Source organism: Comamonas sp. lk (assembly GCF_900564145.1).
Taxonomy (GTDB): Bacteria; Pseudomonadota; Gammaproteobacteria; order Burkholderiales; family Burkholderiaceae_C; genus Comamonas.
Genome location: NZ_UOOB01000001.1, coordinates 855270 through 879268, shown reverse-complemented (window position 1 = coordinate 879268; position 23999 = coordinate 855270). Strand labels below are relative to the sequence as shown.

At 62.1% G+C, this 23999-nt stretch carries 17 protein-coding genes and 1 pseudogene; 4 read left to right on the top strand and 14 right to left on the bottom strand.

The window, feature by feature from the left end; all coding sequences use genetic code 11:
- Positions 1-5: 5 nt before the first annotated feature.
- Positions 6-920, bottom strand: coding sequence for a LysR family transcriptional regulator (locus EAO39_RS03945; protein WP_120966254.1), 915 nt, complete (start codon positions 918-920; stop codon positions 6-8).
- Positions 921-1157: 237 nt separating this feature from the next.
- Between EAO39_RS03945 and EAO39_RS03940 the strand changes: the two genes are divergently transcribed.
- From EAO39_RS03940 to EAO39_RS03930, 3 genes are all read left to right on the top strand, one after another.
- Positions 1158-2249: a YeiH family protein gene (locus EAO39_RS03940; RefSeq protein WP_205589343.1), complete on the top strand. Its 1092-nt coding sequence runs from the start codon at positions 1158-1160 to the stop codon at positions 2247-2249.
- A gap of 157 nt (positions 2250-2406) precedes the next feature.
- Complete coding sequence (locus tag EAO39_RS03935; RefSeq protein ID WP_120966253.1) at positions 2407-2904, top strand: MarR family transcriptional regulator; 498 nt, start codon at positions 2407-2409, stop codon at positions 2902-2904.
- Positions 2901-4895, top strand: a complete 1995-nt coding sequence (locus EAO39_RS03930; protein WP_120966252.1) for an FUSC family protein — start codon at positions 2901-2903, stop codon at positions 4893-4895. The genes EAO39_RS03935 and EAO39_RS03930 overlap by 4 nt, the downstream gene beginning before the upstream one ends.
- Before the next feature lie 179 nt (positions 4896-5074).
- Here the strand turns inward: EAO39_RS03930 and EAO39_RS03925 are convergent, their stop codons facing one another.
- The 9 genes and pseudogenes from EAO39_RS03925 to EAO39_RS03885 form a co-directional block, all read right to left on the bottom strand.
- Positions 5075-6517 carry an NAD-dependent succinate-semialdehyde dehydrogenase gene (locus EAO39_RS03925; RefSeq protein ID WP_120966251.1) on the bottom strand — a complete coding sequence of 481 codons (1443 nt, stop codon included), beginning with the start codon at positions 6515-6517 and terminating at the stop codon, positions 5075-5077.
- A 261-nt stretch (positions 6518-6778) separates the two neighbouring features.
- Positions 6779-7249: pseudogene (locus tag EAO39_RS03920) on the bottom strand (SAM-dependent methyltransferase); the annotation flags it as partial.
- A gap of 23 nt (positions 7250-7272) precedes the next feature.
- On the bottom strand, positions 7273-10110 hold the full coding sequence (locus tag EAO39_RS03915; protein WP_120966249.1) for a nitrate reductase: 2838 nt from the start codon (positions 10108-10110) through the stop codon (positions 7273-7275).
- A 79-nt stretch (positions 10111-10189) separates the two neighbouring features.
- A complete protein-coding gene (nirD, locus tag EAO39_RS03910) occupies positions 10190-10588 on the bottom strand; it encodes a nitrite reductase small subunit NirD (RefSeq protein WP_120966248.1) in 399 nt (132 codons plus the stop codon).
- A gap of 23 nt (positions 10589-10611) precedes the next feature.
- Complete coding sequence (gene nirB / locus EAO39_RS03905) at positions 10612-13086, bottom strand: nitrite reductase large subunit NirB (RefSeq protein ID WP_120966247.1); 2475 nt, start codon at positions 13084-13086, stop codon at positions 10612-10614.
- A 349-nt stretch (positions 13087-13435) separates the two neighbouring features.
- Complete coding sequence (locus EAO39_RS03900) at positions 13436-14260, bottom strand: ABC transporter ATP-binding protein (RefSeq protein ID WP_120966246.1); 825 nt, start codon at positions 14258-14260, stop codon at positions 13436-13438.
- Positions 14257-15213 carry a nitrate ABC transporter permease gene (gene ntrB / locus EAO39_RS03895; RefSeq protein ID WP_120966245.1) on the bottom strand — a complete coding sequence of 319 codons (957 nt, stop codon included), beginning with the start codon at positions 15211-15213 and terminating at the stop codon, positions 14257-14259. Before ntrB ends, EAO39_RS03900 begins: the two co-directional genes overlap by 4 nt.
- A gap of 32 nt (positions 15214-15245) precedes the next feature.
- Positions 15246-16529, bottom strand: coding sequence for a CmpA/NrtA family ABC transporter substrate-binding protein (locus EAO39_RS03890; RefSeq protein ID WP_120966244.1), 1284 nt, complete (start codon positions 16527-16529; stop codon positions 15246-15248).
- A 270-nt stretch (positions 16530-16799) separates the two neighbouring features.
- The gene (locus tag EAO39_RS03885; protein ID WP_120966243.1) at positions 16800-18092 is read right to left on the bottom strand and encodes a nitrate regulatory protein; all 1293 of its coding nucleotides are present in this window, start codon (positions 18090-18092) and stop codon (positions 16800-16802) included.
- A 205-nt stretch (positions 18093-18297) separates the two neighbouring features.
- Between EAO39_RS03885 and EAO39_RS03880 the strand changes: the two genes are divergently transcribed.
- Positions 18298-18915, top strand: coding sequence for a glutathione S-transferase family protein (locus tag EAO39_RS03880; RefSeq protein WP_205589342.1), 618 nt, complete (start codon positions 18298-18300; stop codon positions 18913-18915).
- Between the two features lie 164 nt (positions 18916-19079).
- On the opposite strand, the gene EAO39_RS03875 is transcribed toward EAO39_RS03880, so the two are convergent.
- From EAO39_RS03875 to EAO39_RS03860, 4 genes are all read right to left on the bottom strand, one after another.
- Positions 19080-19457: a PH domain-containing protein gene (locus EAO39_RS03875; RefSeq protein WP_120966241.1), complete on the bottom strand. Its 378-nt coding sequence runs from the start codon at positions 19455-19457 to the stop codon at positions 19080-19082.
- Between the two features lie 87 nt (positions 19458-19544).
- Complete coding sequence (locus EAO39_RS03870; protein WP_240466893.1) at positions 19545-19919, bottom strand: DUF2809 domain-containing protein; 375 nt, start codon at positions 19917-19919, stop codon at positions 19545-19547.
- A gap of 47 nt (positions 19920-19966) precedes the next feature.
- Positions 19967-20848 (bottom strand): DUF5677 domain-containing protein, encoded by an 882-nt coding sequence (locus EAO39_RS22445; RefSeq protein WP_162989479.1) that lies wholly within the window; start codon positions 20846-20848, stop codon positions 19967-19969.
- Positions 20849-20863: 15 nt separating this feature from the next.
- On the bottom strand, positions 20864-23767 hold the full coding sequence (locus EAO39_RS03860; protein ID WP_120966238.1) for an Hsp70 family protein: 2904 nt from the start codon (positions 23765-23767) through the stop codon (positions 20864-20866).
- Between the last annotated feature and the right edge of the window lie 232 nt (positions 23768-23999).

Below are 23999 nucleotides of genomic sequence, written 5' to 3'. Positions count from 1 at the left end.
AAGCCTCAATCCGCCAGCGGCTGCTCGCTGGCCAGACAGGCTTGGACAAAGGCCTCCAGTGCCGGCGAGCGGCGCTTGCCCGCGCGTTGCACCAGGGAGAAATGCCGCCACATGCGCGGCAGCGTGGTGGGCAGCACCTGCAGCGCATGGGACTGCACCAGCGCCTGCACCAGCACGCGCGACAGGCAGCTGATGCCCAGCCCCTGGGCCACGCAGCGCGCAATGGCCTCCGAGCTGCCCAGCGTGGCAGACGCGGGCAACTGGTGCAGATGGGGCAAGAGCGCATGCTCCACCATTTCACGGGTGCCCGAGCCCGCCTCGCGCAACAACCAGGCGGCCTGCCTCAGCGCGGCCACGCCCAGCGGCTTGTGCCTGGCCTGCTCGCACAGCGCATCTTCCGGCGAGGCAACGATGACCAGCTCGTCGCGCAGCCAGGGCTGCACCTCCAGCCCCGGCCAATGGCTGGTGCCTTCGATCAGCCCCAGATCCACTTCCAGCGCCTGCACGGCCTCGCCCACTTCGAGCGTGTTGGCAATCTGCAGATCCACGCGCACCAGCGGATGGGTTTGCGCCAGCCGCGCCAGCACCTGGGGCAAGGCGTAAGTGCCTATCGTGGTGCTGGCCGCCACCCGCAACCGAACCGGCATGTGGGCGGCCTTGGCCGAGAAAGCCATCTCCATGCCGCGAGCCAGCTCCAGCAGGCTCAGGGCCTGGGGCAGCATGGCCCGGCCGGCATCGTTGAGCACCAAGCGCTTGCCCACGCGCTCAAACAGCTGCACGCTCAAACCCTGCTCCAGCTGCTGCAGGGCCGCGCTGGTGGCGGACTGGGACAGCGCTATGGCATCGGCCGCAGCCACGGTGGTGCCGGCTTGCGCCACGGCACAGAAAATCTCGAGTTGGCGCAAGGTGAGATGCAGCATGGCTTACCTGTTTTTCCCATCAATCGCGGCCTGAATACCGCGCCTGGCGACTATAAGCGCGGCCCGGTCTGATCTCGGACTTGCCGGATCTTTGAGGCCATCAGAGAGCAATCTACCAGTTTTATCGATTGATCTTACAAAAACTATTCGTTATACAAATATAACGAACAAATCTAAAGTGAACCCAACGCTGAAGCCAGCTCACGTCCGATGCAGCGCTTCGGCAGGAGATTCACCTTGAACACCACGACTTTGTCCCACTCAAGCCAGCCCCAGGGCTGGATGCAGAAAACCACTGCCCTGCTGCCTGGCCTGTTGCTGGCGGGCGTCATTGCCGCCGTGGCCACCTGGGCCGCCCAATTCCCCGTCATCAAGAGCAACGGCCTGAGCGCACTGACGCTGGCCATCATCATCGGCCTGGTCATAGGCAACACCGTCTATCCTGCCATGGCCAGTCAGTGCCACAGCGGCATCGCCTTCACCAAGGCACGCCTGCTGCGCGCCGGCATCGTGCTGTACGGCCTGCGCCTGACATTTCAGGACATCGGCCATGTCGGCATGGCCGGCGTGGTGATTGACGCCCTGGTGCTTTCCAGCACCTTCCTGCTGGCGCAATGGATTGGTCAGAAGCTGCTGGGCATGGACAAGCGCACCACCTTGCTGGTGGGCGCCGGTGCCTCCATCTGCGGTGCCGCTGCCGTGCTGGCCACCGAGCCCGTGGCCAAGGGCCGCGCCGAAGATGTGGCCGTGGCCGTGGCCACCGTGGTGGTGTTCGGCACCATAGGCACCTTCCTCTACCCTGCCCTGTTCCACTGGAATGCCGAGTACGGCTGGCTCAATGTGGATGCGCAGCAATACGGCATCTTCGTCGGCTCCACCGTGCACGAAGTAGCCCAGGTCGTTGCCGCTGGCGAAGCCATCGGCAGCCAGGCCGCCGACACCGCCGTGATCGCCAAGATGGTGCGCGTGATGATGCTGGCCCCCTTCCTGCTGATTCTGTCCATGTGGCTGTCGCGCAGCGAGCGCAAGCAAGGTGTGAGCAACGGCAGCCCCACTAGCAACAAGATCACCATTCCCTGGTTTGCTCTGGGCTTTGTGGTGATGGCGGGTATCAATTCCCTGGGCGTGCTGCCCAAGGAACTGGTCAGCGTCGGTGTGCAGCTCGATAACGCCTTGCTGGCCATTGCCATGGCAGCCCTGGGCCTGACCACCCATATCCGCGCCGTGCGCGCTGCAGGCACCAAGCCGCTGATCCTGGCCGCCCTGCTGTTTGCATGGTTGCTGGTGGCCGGTCTGCTGCTGAACCTATGGATTCCCACCCTGTTCTAAAAACCAGTCCAACAAGCTTCAACCCCTTTCAAAGAGAGCGCCATGCGCTCTCTTTTTTTATTTCCACTATCAAAAATCAAGGAATTACCCACAACATCAATGCTTATTCAACTAATTTGAATTACAAATTAATTGAACAACAAATAAAATCGGCAGCATGTCTTTTGCTGATGCACCTTCCCGCGACCGTCTGGGCTTTCTGATGGTCACCCTCACCCGCCAATGGCGCCGCCTGGTGGAAGATCAGCTGGCCGCCAGCGGCCTGACCGATGCCACCTGGACGCCACTGATCCATTTGCGCGCCTGGGGCGATGGCGTGACCCAGAAGGAACTGGCCGAGCGTGTGGGCCTGGACGGCTCCAGTCTGGTGCGTCTGCTGGACATTCTGGAAGGCCATGCCTGGGTGGAGCGCCGCGCCGATGCTGCCGACCGCCGCAGCAAACGCATTTTTCTCACCGCCGAAGGCCATGTCGCCGTGGATCGCATACGCGCCACCATGCTGCAGGCAGAGCTGGCCATGCTGCAAGACCTGAGCGAGACAGAAGTCGAAGCCATGCTGGGCGGGGTCAACAAGATCCGTGCACGCATAGAGCAGATGCATGTCGAGCGTTGCAACACGCCACAACCCGAGGATGCACCCGAGGTGAGAGCATGAGCCTGGCCAGCTACGACCGCTTTCTGGAGCGCGCCGCCGGTTGGGGCTTTGACAGCCCGCGCCTGCGCCAGCATCTGCGCACCGCGTTTGCAGCCTGTCTGGCCGTATTCGCTGCCTGGGCTCTGGGGCTACAACACCCGCAATGGGCAGGCATGACGGTCTGGGCCGCTTCTCAGCCTCTGCGCGGCCAAATGCTGGAGAAAAGCTTTTTCCGTATCACCGGCACCATCATCGGCATCGCGGGCGGCGTGGGCCTGGTGCTGCTGGCACAAGGCCATCTGCTGTATCTGGTCACGGGCCTGGCCCTCTGGATGGGGCTGTGCGCAGGCCTGGGCAATCTGCAGCGCGGCTTTGCGTCTTACGGCACCATGCTGGCCGGCTACTCTGCAGCCATGGTGGCCCTGCTCGATTCCGGCCATCCCGCCCATGTGTACGCACTGGGCTGGGACCGACTGCTGACCGCACTCACCGGCGTGGTGGCAGCGCTCATCGTGGGCTGGCTGTTCATTCCTGCGGACGCAGAGATTCCGGGCAACGGCCAGGTGCGCCGCCTGTGCGCCCGTTTGCTGCGCGATATGGCTGCGGCAGCCCGACAGGTAAAGCCGGGCCAGAGCGCCTTGAGCCCCAAAGAACTGGCCGAGCGACTTTCGGCCCTGGCCTTGATCGAGGAAGGGCTGGAGCCGCATGCGGCCGGCTCGCAGCGCTCACGCCGCGCCGTGCGTGCTCTGCGCCGGCTGATGAACACGCAAATCTCTGCGCTGCTGTGGCTGCGTGACAGCACGGGCAAGACCATCACCGCCGATTTCAGCAGCGCCCATGCACTGACCATGGCCGAAGCGCTGGAGCAGGCCGCCAAGCTGCTGGAAACCCAGCCCGCTCCGCATGCCGCCATAGATGCCATCGCCAGGGCTCGCGATGCCGCTGCCGGCTGGGGCCATGCCCAGGAAATCATTGGCAACATCGGCCTGGCCCTGCAGGCCCATCTGGTGGCCGCCAGCGATCTGCCCCTGCCCAGCCAGCATCGCGCCCGCCAGCTGCCCGTGGTGCTGCACAGCGACTGGGTCAGCGCCCGCCGCGCCATGCTGCGCGCTTTCAGCTCCATCTTTCTGGTGGGCCTGATCTGGGTCATCACCGGCTGGAGCGGCGGCGCCTATATGCTGCTGGGTCTGTCGGTGATGATCACCGTGTTCTCCTCCTTCGAGAACCCGGCCTTCACCATGCGCTATGTGATCCTGGGCCAGGCCATGGGAGCCGCCGTGGCCCTGGCCTGCCAGTGGCTGGTCTGGCCGCTGGCCGGCAGCCAGCTGCAGATGGTGCTGTGGATGATGCCCTTCATCTTCATAGGCGCCCTGCTGTTCAGCCACCGCCGCACCATGCTCTCGGGCTATGACTGCAATATGGTGCTGCTGCTGGCGCTGTCGCCGCAGTTTCCCTACACCCTGGATTACGGCCATTCGCTGGCCATGGCCGTGGCCATCATCACCGGCCCCCTGGCCGGCTGGCTGGCTTACCGCTTCATACTGCCGATCACGGTGCAAGGCAGGCTGCAAGGCCTGCGCGCCATGATGGTCCATGAGCTGCAGGACATGGCCGCAGCCCCCATGCACACCAAGGATGTGCGCATCTGGCGCGCTCGCCTGTTCCACCGCCTGCTGCGTCTGGTGCGTGCCAGCGAGAAAGCCGGCCCCGCCGAAGTACAGCAAGCCGCCAGTTGCGGACTGGCCGCTCTGCGCGTGGGCAAGGCCGTCCACGTGCTGCACGGCTTGAGCGACGATGTGCTGCAGTCCGAAAGCACGGCACGCAGCGTGCGCAGCGCACTGCTGCGCCTGCAAAACCTGCAGGCGGCACCTGCCAAGGCCGTGCCCTTGCTGCGCGCGGTTGCCAAACGAATCCAACACCGGCAGCCCGAGCAGGCCTTGCAGCTGCAACTGGCAGCCCAGGACATTGGAGCGCATCCAACCTTTTTTGCCAGCACCGCCAAGATTGCCTGAGCACCATCACCCATAAAAGCAAAAAGCCGCTGCAAAACACAGCGGCTTTTTTATAGCCTGCGCCTTAAAAACCGGCGCCCTCCAACAAAGGGGCAGCAAGCAAGGGCCGCCCCGCAGCGATGCTGTCGTCCCCCTTCCGCGAAGCGAGAAAGGGGGAAGGCGCGCAGCGCCTCAGGGGGTTACACACAGGTAATAGCCACGGCCTTGGATACCAGATACGACTCCAGCGCCTCGGGGCCGCCTTCGGAACCGTAGCCGGAATCCTTGACACCGCCAAACGGCAGCTCGGCCGAGGGCAGCGCAGGCTGGTTCACCCACAGCATGCCCGTCTCCACATCCTGCGACAGCTGATGCGCCGTCTTGAGCGAGCGGGTGAAGGCATAGGCCGCCAGACCGTATGAGAGGCGGTTGGCCTCTTGAATAGCATCTTCCAGCTTGTCGAAGCCGCGAATGGCGGCCACGGGGCCGAAAGGCTCGTTGTTGAAGATGTCTGCCGACAGCGGCACATCGGCCAGCACCGTGGGCGCAAAGAAGTTGCCTGCATCGCCAAAAGCGTTGCCGCCGGCCAGCAGCTTGGCACCGTGCTTTTCGGCGTCCTGCACCATTTGCGTCAGCGCGGTCACGCGGCGCGGATTGGCCAGCGGGCCCATCTGCACGCCTTTTTCCAGGCCGTTGCCCACGCTCAGCGCCTGGGCATGAGCCACCATGGCGCGGGTGAAATCCTCACGCACGCTGTTGTGCACCAGAAAGCGCGTGGGCGAGATGCAGACCTGGCCCGCGTTGCGGAACTTGGCCGCACCGGCCGCCTTCACAGCCAGCTCCACATCGGCATCCTCGGCCACGATCACGGGAGCGTGACCGCCCAGCTCCATGGTGGAACGCTTCATGTGCTGACCGGCCAGCGCCGCCAGCTGCTTGCCTACGGCGGTGGAGCCGGTGAAGGTGACCTTGCGGATCACGGGGCTGGCAATCAGGTAGGAAGAAATCTGGGCCGGATCGCCATAGACCAGACCCACCACGCCGGCGGGAATGCCGGCATCCACAAAACATTTGAGCAGCGCGGCAGGCGAAGCGGGAGTTTCTTCAGGTGCTTTGCACAGGAAGGAGCAACCCGAAGCTAGCGCCGCACCAATCTTGCGCACGATCTGGTTGACGGGGAAGTTCCAGGGCGTGAAAGCCGCCACCGGGCCCACGGGCTCCTTGATGACCAGTTGCTGGATCTCGGGCTTGCGCGAAGGCACGATGCGGCCGTAAATGCGCAGCGACTCGTCGGCAAACCATTCAATGATGCCGGCACCGGCAATGATTTCCACCTTGGCTTCGGCCAACGGCTTGCCTTGCTCCTGGGTCAGCAGCGCAGCAATCTCGTCGGCACGCTCCTTGAGCAAGGCGGCTGCACGGCGCATGATGGCGCCGCGCTCGTGTGCCGAGACCTTGCGCCAGACTTGGAAACCTTTGTCTGCCGCGGCCAGAGCGCGGTCCAGATCAGTGATATCGGCATGGGCCACGCGGCCAATCACCTCGCCCGTGGCGGGGTTGCGCACATCAATCTTCTTGCCACTGGCGGCGTCCTGCCACTGGCCTTCAATCAAAAGCTGGGTATCTGGGTATGCAATGCTCATCACGGCTCTCGGATGTGCCAGCCCTCATCCCCCTTGCGATGTACAAGGTCTGGCATGGTGAATGACCAAGGGGAAGCCCGAAAGCCAAGGTTCCGGGCCCAGCCAAATTCTAGTCATGCTTTGCATCACCCTGAGACCATTGGGTGACAAATCAGCGTTTGAGCCGGGGTGCCGTCAGGCAAACCCGGCACAGCGCGTTTCAATTTCACACGGCGCGCCTCTATAGGCCACCAGGCCCGGCCTCGTCCGGCCGGGCGTCGCATCGTCTGGCCGTACCTTGCCAGCTATGAAAATCGCACCATGCGCGTGATGGCTGTGCATGAGCGGCGCGGCGCTCACCCGCTCCGATGTGATACCGCTGACCACGTGTACCGGCACGCCAGCCGCCTTCAAACGCTCTGCCTCTTCACCATCGCGGTCAAAGGTAACGGGTTCGCCGCCGCCCTTGAGCCACACCACCACTTCGCCCTGGCCTGCGGCCATGACCATCAGCTTTTCGATGAAGGCCTGCGAGCTGCTCTCGCGCCCGCCGCGCTTGCCCACCTGGATGACACGCGCCGCCGGGCTGGCCAGGGCCACGATTTCGGGCGAGACCAGATCGTCCACCAGCAGCAAGGTGGCCGCCTGTATGAGCTTCAAGGCTTTGACAGTCAGCAGCTCGGGGCCGCCGGGCCCGGCACCGACCAGATAGCAGCAGCCTGGCGATGGCAGAGGTGTCTCGGGAGAGTTCATACCGACCTTTCGCTTTAAAAAGCTTATGCAACGACAGCAACGCTTTGCACCAGCTGCTTGATCTGCGGAATGCAGGAGCCGCAGCGCGTGCCGCAACCCAGCTGGCTTTTCAAACTCTCCAGACGCTCCTGCGCCGTGCCGCTGCATTGCTGCAGCTGCTGGGTAATGCCGGCCTCATCTACATTCATGCAGGCACAGACCTGACGGGATCTGGCCGGCATGGCCGTTGGCGGCATTTTTCCGGAGGCCAGCAACAGGCGACCGAAGCTCTGGGTTGATTGCTCATCACGCAAGATCGGTGCCAGCCATTGGCCGGCACTGGCATCGCCGCAGAGCAGAAAGCTGTCGAGCAAGGTCTGCCCCTCATGCTTGCGCAGCGCCATGGCACGGCTGCACTGGCGACGCGCATCCACATAGCGCAGAGCATCGGTCCCGCCCAGCTGCAGCAGCTCATGCAGCCGCGCCAGCACGGCGGCAGAAGGCGCCTCATAGGCGGCGGCGCGAAACTGCACGCCGCTGCGCCCCTGCGCGGCCTGCTCCAGCGGCACGGCACGGCCAAACAGCACGCTGCTGGCAAAGTCGAATTCCTGCATCAAAGCGGCCAAGGCCTGGCGCACCCGCTGCACCTGGGATTCATCCAGCCATGCCATACCCAGGCAGGTCCAGGGCATCTCGGCCTTGAGCACCTTGACCGCCACATGTTTGAGCTCGGGCTGGCGCGAACGCGGGCAGCGCTGGTCCGTGGTCAACGCATTCACGCCGGCAAGTCGCAGCCCCTTGGAGCTTTTGCCACTCAGAAACATGCTGCCCCAGTGCATGGGCAGATACACCTGGGCCGGCTGCAAGCCCGCATCGGCAACCACCGGCAAAGCAATCGCGCCCAAGGGGTTGGAGACATGAACCAGATCGCCAGACTGCAGCTGCAGGCGCTGCATGTCCTGCGCATGCATTTGCAGCTGCGGCTCGCTGACATGGGAGAAGAGCCGGCCCAGCTGCCCGGTGCGCGTCATGCCATGCCACTGGTCTCTGAGCCTGCCGGTATTGAGGCTGAAGGGATGGCGGGCGTCGCGCGGCACGGCCACGGCTTTCCAGGGCTGAACATCGAAAGTGGCGCGGCCGTCGGCCGTGGCAAAGCGCCCGTCGGCATACAGGCGTTTGACTCCGGTGTCTGCGCCGCTGGGCATGGGCCATTGCTGCGGACCTTGTGCCTCCAGCACGCTCCAGCTCAGGCCGGTGATATCCAGATCGCGTCCTCGCGTGCTTTCGCGGTGCTCGTTCCAGATGGCCTCGGCACCGGCCTCGGCCTGAGCCGTGTCATAGGCAAACAGGCTGGGCAGCCCGGGGCGCAACCGCCGTTCCAGCCGCTGTGCCAGTTGCACGCCGATCTGCCAGTCATGCTGCGCCAGCCCCGGGGCGGCCACGGCAGAGCGTACGCGGGAGATGCGCCGCTCGCTGTTGGTGACCGTGCCCAGCTTCTCGCCCCAGGTAGTGGCCGGCAGCAGCACATCGGCATAGGCCGTGGTTTCGGTGGCGGCAAACGCTTCCTGCACCACGACCAGCTCGGCACGTTCCAACGCCCTGCGCACCATGGCCTGATTGGGCATGCTCTGCGCCGGATTGGTGCAGGCAATCCACAAGGCCTTGATCTGCCCGTCGGCGGCGGCCTCGAACATCTCCAGTGCCGCCTTGCCCGGTTGCGCGGGAACAGCGTCCACACCCCACAGGCTAGCGACTTCGGCACGGTGCTCGGGGTTGGCCAGATCGCGGTGGGCGCTAAGCAGATTGGACAGACCGCCCACCTCGCGCCCGCCCATGGCATTGGGTTGGCCGGTCAGCGACAGCGGCCCTGCGCCCGGCCTGCCGATCTGGCCGGTGGCCAGATGCAGATTGATCAGCGCCGCGTTATTGGCCGTGCCGCTGCGGCTCTGATTCAGGCCCTGGCAATACAGGCTGAGCGTGGGCTGGCGCTGGCCGTCCAGAGCTTCGGCTCCGCCCAATGCCATCCAGCGCGCGGCCTGGTAAAGATCAGCCACGGGCAGACCGCAGACGCGGGACACCTGCTCCGGCGTCGCCTCGCGCACCAACTGCTTGAGTTCGGCAAAGCCGCTGGTATGCCGCGCGATATAGGCGCTGTCCGTCCAGCCCTCCCACAGCATGATGTGCAACAGGCCGTGAAACAGCATCACATCGCTGCCCGGCTGCAGTGGAAGATACAGATCCGCCAGCTCCGCAGTCTCCGTCTTGCGCGGATCGGCCACGATGATCTTTAGCTGAGGGTTGCGCGCCTTGGCCTCTTCCACCCGTCTGAACAGAATCGGGTGGGCCCAGGCCATATTGCTGCCGGTGATGAACAGGCAGCCGGCCAGGTCGATATCTTCGTAGCAGGCCGGCGGCGCATCGGCACCCAGCGTGGCCTTGTAGCCGGCCACAGCACTGCTCATGCACAGGCGCGAATTGGTATCGAGGTTGTTGGTACCCAGCAGCCCTTTGACCAGTTTGTTGAAGACGTAATAGTCCTCGGTCAGCAACTGACCGCTGAGGTAAAAACCCAGGGCATCGGGCCCGTGATCGGCATGGATGTTGGCAATGCGCGCGGCCACCTCGTCCAGGGCAGCATCCCAGCTCACCGCCTCCGGTGCAGCGCTGCGCTCCAGCCTGCGCATGGGCTGCAGCAAGCGGGCCTGCTGCGCCAGCTCCGGTGCAGCGGTCAGATGCAGGCTGCTGCCTTTGCTGCACAAACGCCCCTGGTTGGCAGGATGGTCCGGGTCGCCGCGCACGCCGACAATGCTGCGCCCCTCGGACTCGATAACCACGCCACAGCCGACGCCGCAGTAGGGACAGGTGGACTTGGTCTCACGCATGGCAGACTTTCAGTGAAATCGTGCTGTAGCGCTTTCCAAAAAAGCGCATACAGCTATTCAATTCATAGCAATCAAAACACTAGGCCGTGGCGCAGCCAGACTTGCCAGCGCAATGTGCGGGCCCTGCATGCGGTCGCGTCTGCTCCAGCGCACGGCTGGCCAGTTCTTCTGCGCACAGCTGCACCTCGCCGTCCTGCACACGCACGCTGAAATAAGGCGTGCAGCCTTCATCGGGCGCCGCTGCCTGGCCGGTGCTCAAGGCAATCGTCCAGTTGTGCAGCGGGCAGGCCACGCTGCGGCCGAACACAATGCCTTGCGACAAAGGCCCGCCCTTGTGCGGACAGCTGTCCAGCAGCGCAAACACTTCGTCTTCGCTATTGCGAAACACGGCCACATCCAGGCCTTTGGCCCGCGCCACACGGCGTGCGCCCAGCACGGGGATGTCGTCAATCGTGCAGATAGAAATCCATTCACTCATTTCTGGCTCCTCGGTGCTTTTGATCAGGCGCTGACGCCAGTGCTTTGGGTTGGCATCACAGGCAGGGCCTGGAACTGGCGCGTATCCACAGCCGCCTTGTCGGTTTCGAACCAGGGGTCGGGCTCGCCTTCCAGCGCAAACTGCAGCTGCTCCCACAGTGCCTTGCGGCCTGGTTCATCTTCAAGAATGCGGCGCTTCACATGGTCTAGCCCGACGCGGTTGACGTAATGCACGGTGCGCTCCAGATACCAGCCTTCCAGGCGGTACAGCTGCATGAAGGCGCCCGTGTACTCCAGCACTTCCTCGGCGGTCTTGAGCTTGGTGAAAAAATGCGCCACCTCGGTCTTGATGCCGCCGTTGCCGGCGATATACATCTCCCAACCCGAGTCCACGCCTATGATTCCCACGTCCTTGATGCCGGACTCCGCACAGTTGCGCGGACAGCCGCTGACGGCGAACTTCACCTTGTGCGGCGCATACATGCGCCACATGGCCCGCTCCAGATCCTTGCCCATCTGCGTGCTGTCCTGCGTGCCCATGCGGCACCATTCGCTGCCCACACAGGTCTTGACCGTGCGCAAGGCCTTGGCGTAGGCGTGGCCGCAGGGCATGCCTATGTCATTCCACACGCCTTGCAGGTCTTCCTTCTTCACGCCCAGCAGGTCGATGCGCTGGCCGCCCGTCACCTTGACAGTAGGAATCTGGTACTTGTCCACCACATCGGCAATGCGGCGCAGCTCGGAGGCCGTGGTCTCTCCGCCCCACATGCGCGGGATCACGCTGTAGGTACCGTCTTTCTGGATGTTGGCGTGGCTGCGCTCGTTGATGAAGCGGCTTTGCGGATCGTCCTTGGCCTCCTTGGGCCAGGTGCTGACCAGGTAGTAGTTGACGGCCGGACGGCAGGAAGCGCAGCCATTGGGCGTGCGCCACTCCATGAAGTGGAACACGGCATCGGTGCTCAACAGCTTGTGCTCGCGGATCGCATCGCGCACGGCCTGATGACCGTGGTCGGTGCAGCCGCACATGGCCTTGGTCTTGGGCGATGCGGAATAGTCGCCGCCGGCCGTGAACATGATGATCTGCTCCACCAGCCCGGTGCAGGAGCCGCAGCTGGCGCTGGCCTTGGTGTGCTTGCGCACATCGTCGAGCGTGAACAAGCCCTTGTCCTTGATGGCCTTGCAGATGGCGCCCTTGGTCACGCCGTTGCAGCCGCAGACCTCGTCGCCATCGGCCAGGGCCGCCGCCTTGTTCTGACCCTGGTGGCCGGCGTCGCCCAGATTGGATTCGCCAAACATCAGCTTGTCGCGAATATCGGCCACGCTGCGGCCCTCGCGCAGCAGCTTGAAATACCAGCTGCCGTCCACCGTGTCGCCGTAGAGGCAGGCGCCGACCAGCTTGTCGTCCTTGATGACCAGCTTTTTGTAGACCCCGGCATAGGGGTCGCTCATCAGAATCTCTTCGGTATCGCCGCCGCCCTGGAAGTCGCCGGCCGAGAACAGATCGATGCCGGTGACCTTGAGCTTGGTCGAGGTCAGCGAGCCCAGATAGCGGCCGATGCCGAATTCGGCCAGATGGTTGGCCAGCACCTTGCCCTGCTCGAACAGCGGCGCCACCAGCCCGTAGGCAACACCACGGTGCGCCGCACATTCGCCCACGGCGTAGATGCGCGGATCGGTCACGGTCTGCAAGGTGTCGCTGACCACGATGCCGCGATTCACATGCAGATGCATGGACTCGGCCAGGCCGGTATTGGGGCGTATGCCCACGGCCATGACCACCAGCTCGGCCGGAATCTCGCTGCCGTCCTTGAAGCGCACGGCGCTCACGCGGCCGCTGGCGTCACCCAGCAGCTCCTGCGTTTGCGCCTGCATGCAAAACTGCATGCCGCGCTCGGCCAGAGAAGTCTGCAGCATGCGGCCTGCCTGCTCGTCGAGCTGGCGCTCCATCAGCCAGTCGCCCACATGCACCACCGTCACCTGCATGCCGCGCTTCATCAGGCCGTTGGCCGCCTCCAGCCCCAGCAGGCCGCCGCCGATCACCACCGCATGTTTGAGCGTCTTGGCCGCTTCGATCATGGCCTCGGTATCGGCAATATCGCGATAGGCCAGCACCCCCTGCAAGTCCTTGCCGGGAATGGGCAGGATGAAGGGATTGGAGCCCGTGGCCATGATCAGGCGGTCGTACTCGGCACTGACCGTCTCGCCGCCGGCATTGACCGCGTGCACCACGCGGCGGGCTCTGTCCACGGCCGTCACCGTGTAGCCGGCGTGCAGCAGGATATGGTTGTCCTGATACCAGGCCCAGTCGTTGAGCACGATATCGCTGAGCGTCTGCTCCCCGGCCAGTACCGGCGACAGCAGGATGCGGTTGTAGTTGGGGTGCGGCTCGGCGCCGAACACCGTGATGTCGTACAAATCGGGGGCGATGGTCAGCAGCTCTTCCAGAGCGCGAACGCCTGCCATTCCGTTGCCAATCATGACCAATTTGGATTTTTTCATCTGAGTCCTCGTGGGTTTGCGAGAAAGGGCCCCCCACGCCTGCCCACTGCGTGTGGCAACAGCCCCCAAGAGGGCGCTGGCCCGGCAACAAAAAAAGACGTCTGCGCGTTGCATGACTTGCATGAACGCGTAGACGTCTTTGTCTTTGGACTCTGGCACAGCCTTGCACCTTCGCCCTGTGGCCCACTTTGGCCACGCTGAACAATATGCAATTGCCATGCCAGCTTTTTGCAGCCTGCAGGCCGCACCCCTCTCGCCCTGCATGCACTGCTTTTGTGCAAGCCCGCTTTATTGCTGTGCAAAAAAACATGGCGCCATCAGGCGCCATGCAACGTGAGAAGCCGAGGGTTCAAGCCGCTTTTTCCACATGCCCTTGGCGGGTGTAGAGAAAGTCGATCACGGCCTTGCGGTATAGCTGATAGTTCGCGTCTTCGGCCAGCTCCACCCGGTTTCGGGGGCGCGGCAGCGCCACCTGCAGCACTTCGCCAATCGTGGCGGCGGGCCCGTTGGTCAGCATCACGATCTTGTCGGACAGCAGCACCGCCTCATCCACATCGTGAGTGACCATGACCACGGTGCTGTGCGTGCGGGCCACGATCTCCAGCAACTCGTCCTGGAGCTTGGCACGGGTCAGCGCATCGAGCGCCCCAAACGGTTCGTCCATCAGCAAGACCTGGGGCTCCATGGACAGCGCCCGGGCAATGCCCACGCGCTGCTTCATGCCGCCTGAGATTTCTCCGGGCCGTTTCTGGGCTGCATGGCTGAGCCCCACCAGCGCCAGCGCGGCGGCCGTACGCTCGGCCAGCTGGGCCTTGTTCTCGCTCTTGCCAAACACCCGCTCCACCGCCAGATACACATTGCCGTAGCAGGTGAGCCATGGCAGCAGCGAATGGTTTTGAAACACCACGGCACGCTCCGGCCCCGGGCCTTTGATCTCCTTGTTGGCGCACAGCAGCACGCCTTGCGTGGGGGTGGTCAATCCGGCAATCAAATTGAGCAAGGTGGACTTGCCGCAGCCCGAGTGACCGATCAGGCTCACGAACTCACCCTGGGCAATGCTCAGATTGACGTTCTGCAAGGCCAGAAACACTCCTTTGGCGGTCTTGAAGCTTTGCTCCACGTTCTGCACATCGATGAAGCGGGCCGCAGTCTGTTTGGATGGATGGGAATTCATGCCTTGACCTCCTCGAATGTGAATGCCGAAGCCAGCTTGACCAGTGCCCACTCCAGCACCAGGCCCACCAGGCCGATCACGAAAATCGCAATGATGATGTTCTTGACGTTGAGGTTGTTCCACTCGTCCCAGACCCAGAAGCCAATGCCCACGCCGCCGGTCAGCATTTCGGCCGCCACGATCACCAGCCAGGCCGTGCCCACGGCCAGGCGCACGCCGGTCAGCATATAAGGCAGCACGGCCGGAAACAGAATGGTGGTCGCTATCTTCCATTCGCTGAGCTTGAGTACCCGCGCCACGTTCATATAGTCCTGGGGCACGCGCTGCACGCCTACCGCGGTGTTGATGACCATGGGCCAGATGGAGCAGATGAAGATGGTCCAGATGGCTGCCGGGTTGGCACCCTTGAACAGCAGCAAGCCAATCGGCAGCCAGGCCAGGGGCGATACCGGGCGCAGCAGGCTGATCAGCGGGTTGAACATGCGCGAGAGAAAGTCGAAGCGGCCGATGGCAAAACCCAGCGGAATGCCGACCAGCGCCGCCAGACCAAAGCCCACGCTCACGCGCTGCAGCGAGGCCAGAATGTTCCAGCCCACGCCCTGGTCGTTGGGGCCGTTGCGATAAAAGGGATCGCTGAACACCTCCAGCGCCTGCTTCCAGGTATCGACGGGCGTGGGAATGCTGCCGCCGCTGCTGCTGGCGGCGATAGACCACAGCACCACCAGCAGCCCCAGACCCATGGCCGGTGGCAGCAGCCAGTTGAGCGCCGCGCTCAAATACTGGTTCAAGGACATCCTGGCCTTGGCCGCTTGTGCCGCAGGCGGCGGTGCTGGCGTGGATGGTGGCACTTGCACGGCAGTGGCGGACACAGCGGCCGCTGCCGTCGCTGCATTGGCTGGTTCGGGCTGGTCGGCGCTGCGGGCCGGGGTCGATTTGATCAGTGCGCTCATCATGGCTCACTCCTTTCAGAACAGGGGTCGGTGCATCAGGCCTTGACGGCAAAGCTGTCGGCGTAGCGCGCAGGATCGGCACCGGTCCAGCTGCTGCCGTCGATCAGCTTGCTGGTGCGCAGATCCGATTTGGGCAGGCTGACCTTCAGCTGCGAGGCCGCTTGCTTGTACAGCTCGGTCTTGTTGATCTTCTTGGCCACGGCCAGGTAGTCCGGATGGCTTTTGAGCAAACCCCAGCGCTTGTGCTGGGTGAGAAACCACATGCCATCCGACAGATAGGGATAGTTCACATCGCCATCGGCAAAGAACTTCATGTGGTTGGGATCGTCCCAGGTCTTGCCCAGACCGTTTTGATAGCGCCCCAGAATGCGCTGGTTGATCGCATCCACGCTGGTGTTCACATAGGACTTGGCGGCAATGGTCTCCGCCATCTTGAGCTTGTTTTGCATGCTGGCATCAATCCAGCGCCCGGCCTCCATCACGGCCATCATCACGGCGCGTGCGGTATTGGGGTTCTTGTTGGCAAAGTCGCCGGTACAGCCCAGCACTTTTTCGGGGTGATCGCGCCAGATGTCCTGCGAGGTGACGGCCGTGATACCTATGCCATCCATGATTGCGCGGTGGCCCCAGGGCTCGCCCACGCAATAGCCGTCCATAGTGCCCACGCGCATATTGGCCACCATCTGCGGCGGCGGCACGGTGATGACCTTGGCATCCTTGATTGGGTTGATACCGGCACTGGCCAGCCAGTAGTACAACCACATGGCGTGGGTGCCCGTAGGAAAGGTCTGGGCAAAAGTGTATTCGCGCTTTTCTGTGGCCATCAGCTTGGCCAGGGAAGCTGCATCCACCGCACCTTTTTCCGCCAGTTTCTTGGACAGGGTGATGGCCTGCCCGTTGCGGTTGAGCGTCATCAGCACGGCCATGTCTTTTTGCGGGCCGCCTACGCCCATATGCATGCCGTAAACCATGCCGTAGAGCACATGGGCAAAGTCCAGATCGCCGTTGACCAGCTTGTCGCGCACACCGGCCCAGCTGGCCTCCTTGGTGGGCGTGATCTTGACGCCGTATTTCTGATCCAGCCCCAGCACCGAGGCCATGACCACGCTGGCGCAATCGGTCAGCGGGATAAAGCCTATTTTCACCTCCTTGATTTCGGGCGCATCCGAGCCGGCCGCCCAGGCGCCATGGTGGCCCAGAGCGCCATAGAGAAAAGCGCCCGATGCCGCGCCGGCACTGCGACGCAAGAATTCGCGTCGCCCGCTGGCCGTGGGTATCTCGAAGTGGGTAAAAGCGGGTGACGATTGGCGCTTGCTCATGAGAAAACTCCATCAAAAATCGTGGTGAAAGCCAAACCGCAAAACAAAACGGCGTCCTTGCCTCCCCGGTTCGGAGAAGAAAGGGACGCCGTTGTCCTGAGCTACTTGTAATAACGCTAAAGCCCGACCGCCTTTGGCCTGCTTGATGCAGAAGACAAAGCAGGTTCCATGCCAGCTTCTTTTCCATCGCAGCTCAGAGGGAGAGCCCTGGGCCGACCTCATTGCCAGCCCTTCTTTGGTGCGGTGCAGCAGAAAATTCACACCATCGAGCTACGCTTTGGTGCCAGCTCCCGCAGGCAGCAAATCCACCGTCGCCAACACGGCCTCGGCCACGTCCAGCATGCGTCGGTTCTGGTTCATGGCGGTCTGGCGTATGAGCTTGTAGGCATCGCTCTCGCTCATCTGCCGGTAGCTCATCAACACGCCCTTGGCCTGCTCAATCGTCTTGCGTTCCTTCAAGGAGGTTCTCGCCTTGTCGATTTCCGTCTGCATCAGCTGCAGGCGCTGCGCCTGCTCCTGCACCAGAGACAAAATGGAGCGCCCCAGCTGCGGCCCGCAGCCCAGGTCCATGGGCCAGGGCATGCCGGGCGCAGGCCCGTTGAAGAACTGCATGCCGTCCGCCAACTGGCCTGGAGCCGGGTCTGGCATGCCGTCCGGCAGATGCAAGCGCTGCAACTGCTGAGACAGGCTGGTGCGGGCAAGCGCCAGCTTTTGCCCGCACAGGCTCTCCAGCTCCTGCGCCAGCAGGGCTTCAATTTGGTGCATGGCATCCAGCCTCAGCGAGCAGGCTTCAAACCAGACGCTGTTGAGCGCCCAGTCCAGCGTGCTGCCCGGCGGGCTGGTGCAGGCAATACGGCGCAAACGTTCGATCACCGCCATATCCGCGCAGGACTGGTTTTGCGTTTGCCAGCAGGCCGCCACCGCCGGCGATGCGAAATCCGCAAATACCTGAAAGCACTTGTCCTGAGACTCGATCAGATGCAGCCAGTGGTGCTGGCGTGCCGCGTTGCAAACCCCGCTGGCAAATGCGGCCGCGCCTGCGGCCCGCTCCTGGCCTGTCAGCTCCTTGCCCTGCATGAAGTGAAACATGGCCACCAGTGTGCGGGAGATATCGGGATCACAGGCGCTGTCGGCGGCCTCGAAGACCACGGTCAAACAGCCGGCGACCAGACGCATATAGGCCTGCGTGCTTTCCTCGGGCGTCAGCCGCTGTCCATCCCGGTGCGCCCGCAGCAGCGGCAAGGCCTCGATTCCTTGCAGCGCATAGGCAATCGCACTGAAAAGCCGCGCCCCATGCGCGCCGGACAGGCCCAGGCTGAAGGCCTCCAGCGTTGCACTGAGCTCGGCGATCGCCTGCTGCACCCAAGGCTGGTGCTGATCCAGCGCCTCCCGGCCCTGCGCGCCCTCGCTGGCCAGAAAGATATTGGACAGGCCCCGCTCTTTTTGCAGAGCATGGATCAGCTGCGACATGCGACTGACCAGGGCGCAAGCGCTGCCGAGCTGCTCCAGCTCGGCAATTTCGTTTTGCCTTGCCGCAACCAGGTAGTGCAGAGGGGTTTTCATGGGGTAATGCTTGTTGTCATGCTGATACCTGAAACGAGCAGCACATTTCATGCCACCTCAGGCCAGCGAACGACCTTGTTACACCAATGCAGGGCGACTGCCAGTCGGCAAGCAGGATGAACGCTCACCTTCAGGGAATTCAGGCCGCGGCTGCAGACCGGCGCGCGCCCTACACTGGCAGACACCTCATTTCTGGAGACCGACCTTGGCAACCCCACTCACGCTGTACTACGCTGCCGGCACCTGCGCTCAGGCCGTACTAATTGCGCTCTACGAAGCCGACGCGCAGTTCACGCTCAATACGCTGAACTTTGCCGACCATGAGCAGCGCAGCCCCGAATACCTGGCCCTCAACCCCAAGGCCCGCGTGCCTGCGCTGGTCACCGAAAGGGGCGTGCTGACCGAAGTGCCTGCGCTGCTTCTGTACGTGGCGCAGACCTATCCGCAAGCCGCTCTGGCGCCGCTGGACGATGCATTCGCGTTGGCTCAGATGCAGGATTTCAATGCCTATCTGGCCTCCACAGTGCATGTTGCCCACGCCCACCGCATGCGGGCCTCGCGCTGGGCCGACGATGAAGCCGCACAGGCCGCCATGCGCGCCAAGGTGCAGCAGAATATGTACGAATGCTTTTCCGTCATCGAGAAGCACTACCTGGGCGACAAACCATGGGTGATGGGCGAGCAATTCACCGTGGCCGATGGCTATCTGTACATCTTGGCCAGTTGGCTCAAAGGTGATGGCGTGGACATTGCCGACTTCCCCCGCGTGGCAGCCCATTCCGAGCGTATGCGGGCCAGGGCTTCGGTGAAGAAGCTGCCGTGAAAAGGCGTGGCGCTCTCCATCAGCGCTGAACCGGACTTCCCCTGACCCCAGACGGGGCGGGGTGCGGTAACGGGGTTTGAACTGCCGGGCTGACTCATCACCCTAAGCCAACCAGCGGCAAAGGCTTGTTGCCCCAGACATGCACGGCAATCAACTCTGTCAACTCACTTCAGCACATAGCTGGCCAGAACCGACTGCACTTCGTAAATGCTCAGTTTCTTGTTGAATTGCTTTTGCACAGGCGTCGCCATGCCGGAAATCCAGATCTTCAGCTCGGCATCCAGATCGAAGGTTCCGCCGGTCTCCACGCTGAAGTGGGTAATGCTTTTGTAGGGCACGGAGTGGTAATCCACCTTGCTGCCGGTGATGCCCTGCTTGTCCACCAGCACCAGGCGCTTGTCGGTAAAGACGAAGTAGTCGCGGATCAGTTGGTACGCATGCTCCACCCTCTCGCCTGGCGCCAGAATCTGCGCAAACTCCGCTTGAATCTTGCCCGCATCCATCTTGGATGCGTTACCCAACATACCGTCCAGCAATCCCATGGCAGTTACCTCAATCCCTGTGTTGTATGACAGGCCGATTCTAGACAGCGTACGCAGCAGCCCCACAGCGCATCACGCCCACGCGGCTCAAGCGTTCAAGTCTTGCGCTTGTGCCACACGGCGCCAGGGCCAGCAGGCATCCACCAGCGCGCCCCAGCCTATGCCGACCACATAGGCCGCCAAGTCCAGCGGATCAAAGCCATTGCCCAGCACCAGATACGCCAGCTTGTTAGCTCGCAGCGCCTGCATCCAGGGCGCCTGATAGAGCTGCAGAAACTCGATGGCAAAAGCGATCAGCAGAGAGAGGCCGACCAAACGCCACCGCGTCATGGATGGCTTGGCCCAAGCCACGCACAGGAACACGACCCAGGCCCACAGCGCATCGCCCGGGTAGTTGCCCAACACGGCAGGAAACGGTACATAACCCTGGCGCGATGCCAGGCCGGCAACGATGATGAGCAAGATGTAGACGAGGGCAAAAAAAATACTATGAAAAATAAAACTCTCAATCAGAGAGTTTTATTTTTCATAAGAGCTTCGTGAGCATATATTTCATCAACTTCATGAATCAACAAAATCTCATTCAAAACTTTTTTAGCTTCTTCTATTTTATTTATCCTATTTTTATCAAACGACATCCTCACCATAACTTTACACACGCCTTCAAATTGAAAAACCAAACAATAAGTTAAAAAATATATAACAGAGCTTATTTTTTCGTTCAATATGTTTTTTATAACACCTTTCTGCTCATCTTGAGGAATAAAGTTACACAGCACCACATTCAAAACATCATCTCCTAAAAGATGAACAGCATCCGAAGCTGTTGAATACAAAGTTCTATATGCTTCCTTATGCCCAATTTTTTCAAATTTTTCAAAAATAGATTTAGGCCACTCCTCAAAAGGCGCATCCGTTAGCCCATAAAAAACATCTTCTATATCTTGAAATTGTTTAATTTTTTCTTTAATTTTTTGCGAAATATATTCGTTATTATTTTCATTCGAAAAATTATCCCATTTATGAAAATTTTTCTTTTTATGATCTAAATGATACTTTAAATACCCTTTAGACCTGCCATGCTTATCCCCACCTAATATATATAACAAATTAGCAGACATCTCCAATGAGACTCGAGACAATGACTCAGCAGCTGTATATTTTCCTGTTATTATTGAATTGTAAATTGCAGAGTTCATTTCATGAATCACACACAAAAAATGATTTACCTGAAGCCTCTGCACCAATGCAGTAAAACCGGGAGATTTATCAATAACATCTATAAAAGAATTAATTTCTTTAGCAAGAAAATCAATTGATTTTTTTATTTCCGGAAGATGCTCTATGTGAAATTTATAATTCTCACTAATTTCTTCATCTATTTTTCTCATATAAATCCTATTTATTTACAGCAGCACCAGCCCCGGCGGCAGGCTGTCGCCCAGGCTGCGTTTGTGATCCTCGGCTTCCATCTGCACCACCTGCTCCACCAGCTCTATCCAGCGCTGCGGCGCGCCGCTGGAGCGCATTTTTTCCAGCACCTGCTCCCGCACGGCATCGGGCAGATCGCGGGCGCGGTCGCCGGTCATGCGGGCCATTTGCACGGCGGCGAACATGGCGGTTTCGTTTTTGCGCCAGTCCTGGGCCAGCGTGGCGTCCAGAAACTCCTGCGCGGCTTCGGGCGGCATCACCAGATGCGCATTGGCAGCCAGCGACTGGCGCGCGGCCAGACGGCCGATCGCCCACCAGGTCTGCACGGTTTCGCCTTCGCGCTCGAGGCGCTGCAGCATCCACCGCCCCATTTCCTGGCGGTACTGCCAGGGCACGGCTTCCATGGCAGCAAACAGGCGCAGCATGTCGTCATAGCTGCCGTGACTGGATTTGCCACCGGATCGGGCGGTTTGCTGCACGGCTTTCTGCATCTGGCCGGCCACATCTTCCAGCAGCTCCATCTGCTGCGCCTCATCAAGCCCTGCCGCCACACGGCGCCAGAACACCCACCACTCGGTCCAGTTGGCCGCTTCCTTGCCGTAACCCAGGCCCTGGGGATACAAGGCCCAGACCTGGGCCATGCGCCAGCCATCCAGCTGCGCACCCACACCCGGGCGCAGGCACCAGCCTGCCAGATTGAGCCATACCCGCTCATGGTCTGCCGTGCGACGGCGGCGTTTGGCACGGGCCAGCAAGGCATCGAACATGGCCCGTAGCAGCGATACATCCCAGGCCTCGCGCGGGCCCAAGATTTTCTCCAGCGACTGGCGCAACTGGCGTACCTGCTTGGGCGTCACGTCCTGCGCCTGCGTGCCGAAGATGCGCTCTATCAAGGCCAGCGCCTGCGGCAACCGGGCGTCTTGAGAGTTGGAGTCTTTGAGACCTGCAGCGCTTGATTCATCTGCGCCAACAGCTATCAAATTTGAATCATCACCAGTCGCCGCTCCGCGTACCGAAAAAGACAGCAACCAGGATTGCGCAGCATCCTGCACGGCCACACAACGCACTTCCAGCGTACCCACCTCGGTCATGCTGGCCTGCAGCTGCACTTCCACCTGTGCCTTGTCCCTGCCGCCCTCCGCTGAAGGCGGCGCGGGCAATACCATGGACAGCGGCGGCAACTCCACCCAGCCCTCGCCATCCAGCTCGGCAATCTGCCCGGCTTGCGCTGGTGTGTGGCTGCGACTGTTGGCCAGCAAATTAAAGCGCACGGCCTGGCCCAACTTGAGGGCAAAGCGGCGGCCCGTCAGCACTATGCGCACGCCCTCTTGCGTGCCGCGCGGCAGCAGGCAAAGGCCTTGCGGTCTGGCGCCGGTTTTGCCGGGCAGCAGCAGCCAATAGCTGCGCGCCGAGCCGCCGCCAATCTGCGGCAGGCGTGCCACAGACACAGCCGATTTAATAGCATCCTGCGCTTGACCGGTTTGGGTTGCAGGCAGATTTTTGATCGAATCTGCTTGAGCCCGCGCCAGCCCATAGGCCGCAGCACCGCGTGCCACGGCCCAGTCCGGGTGCGGGTTGTGCAGCACCCGTACAGGGCTGCCGCGCCAGGCGGACAGCTGCTGCGTGAGCCGCTCGGCCAGGGCATGCGCATGGAACACGCCGCCGTTGAGCAGCACGGTATCGGGCAAGTCGCGGGAATCAGCGCCAACCGCATGCTGGGCCAGAAACTGCGCCAGATGCCGGGTGATGGCCGCATCGGCCGGATACGGCAGACCAAAGCCGCGCAGAGCGCCCTGGCGCTTGCCGGGCACATCGCCAATCTGGGCGACAGGCAAAAATCCTTCCTCCACCTGTTGCTGCACTTGCTCCCTGGCCAGCGTGACGGACTGGGTCTTGGCCAGCAGGCGGCTGCCGCCGCCCAGCAAGGTGACGGTAACGCTGGCCGGCGCATTGGCAGCCAGCAATTGCTCCTTGGCCATACGGCAGCGCTGAACCAGTTGGGCAAAGCGCTGTGCAGGCAGCTTCTGACCCTCACCCGCAAAAGCGGATTCAAGCTGATGCGCCAGCGCCAGATCCATGTTGTCACCGCCCAGCATCAAATGCTCGCCCACGGCGGTGCGGGTCAGCGTGGGCAGGCCCCCTTCGGGGTCGGCCTCCACGCGGATCAGCGTCAAATCGGTGGTGCCTCCGCCCACGTCTACCACCAGCACCAGACGGCTGTCGGCCAGTTGGGCCGCCAGCTGCTCGCCTTGCAGCAGCAGCCAGTCGTGAAACGCGGCCTTGGGCTCTTCCAGCAGTTGCACACCGGGCAAGCCGGCCAGTTGCGCCGCCTCCAGCGTCAACGCGCGCGCGCCTTCGTCAAACGAGGCGGGCACGGTCAGCACCACGGTTTGCGCCTGCAGCGGCGCTTCAGGGTGAACCTTATCCCAGGCCGCTTTGACATGAGCCAGATACGCGCTTGACGCAGCCAGCGGCGAGACCTTGGTCACCTCTTCGCCAGCGCCCCAGGGCAGTATGGGCGCAGTGCGATCCACGCCGGTATGCGAGAGCCAGCTTTTGGCACTGGCCACCAGACGGCCAGGCACGGTCGTGCCCAAATCTCGCGCCCAGCGGCCGATGACGGCGGGCGCGGCCTCATCTGCGCCCTGCGGCGGCCAGGGCTGCTGCCAGCTATCACCCAGCTCGCCAGGTGCCGCCTGATAGCGCACCGAAGGCAGCAGGGGCTGGGCCACGACTTCGCCTGCGGCGCTGCGCTGGGGAATGTCGAGTAACACAATATCGCCCGCCGCACCGGTCAGCGAAACGCTGGCGACGACCGTGTGGCTGGTGCCGAGATCGATGCCGACTATATAAGCGGGCTGAGTGGAAGTGACAGTCATGAAGCCAGGGACGATACGCTACGGAGGTGGCTGATCGTAACAATTGGCAGCAAGGACTGCGGAGTGCAGTTCTTTCCGCCTGTGGCCGTGTTTAAGGGATTCACAGGGGATAGAGCTCCATCGACTGAGGTTTGAGACAGAGGGCGGGTCTCGGCCCGCCTGCCGACCTACTTTCTGGAACCAGAAAGTGAGTCGCCCGCCGGGGCGAAGTCCCGGCCTCAGGCAACATCGC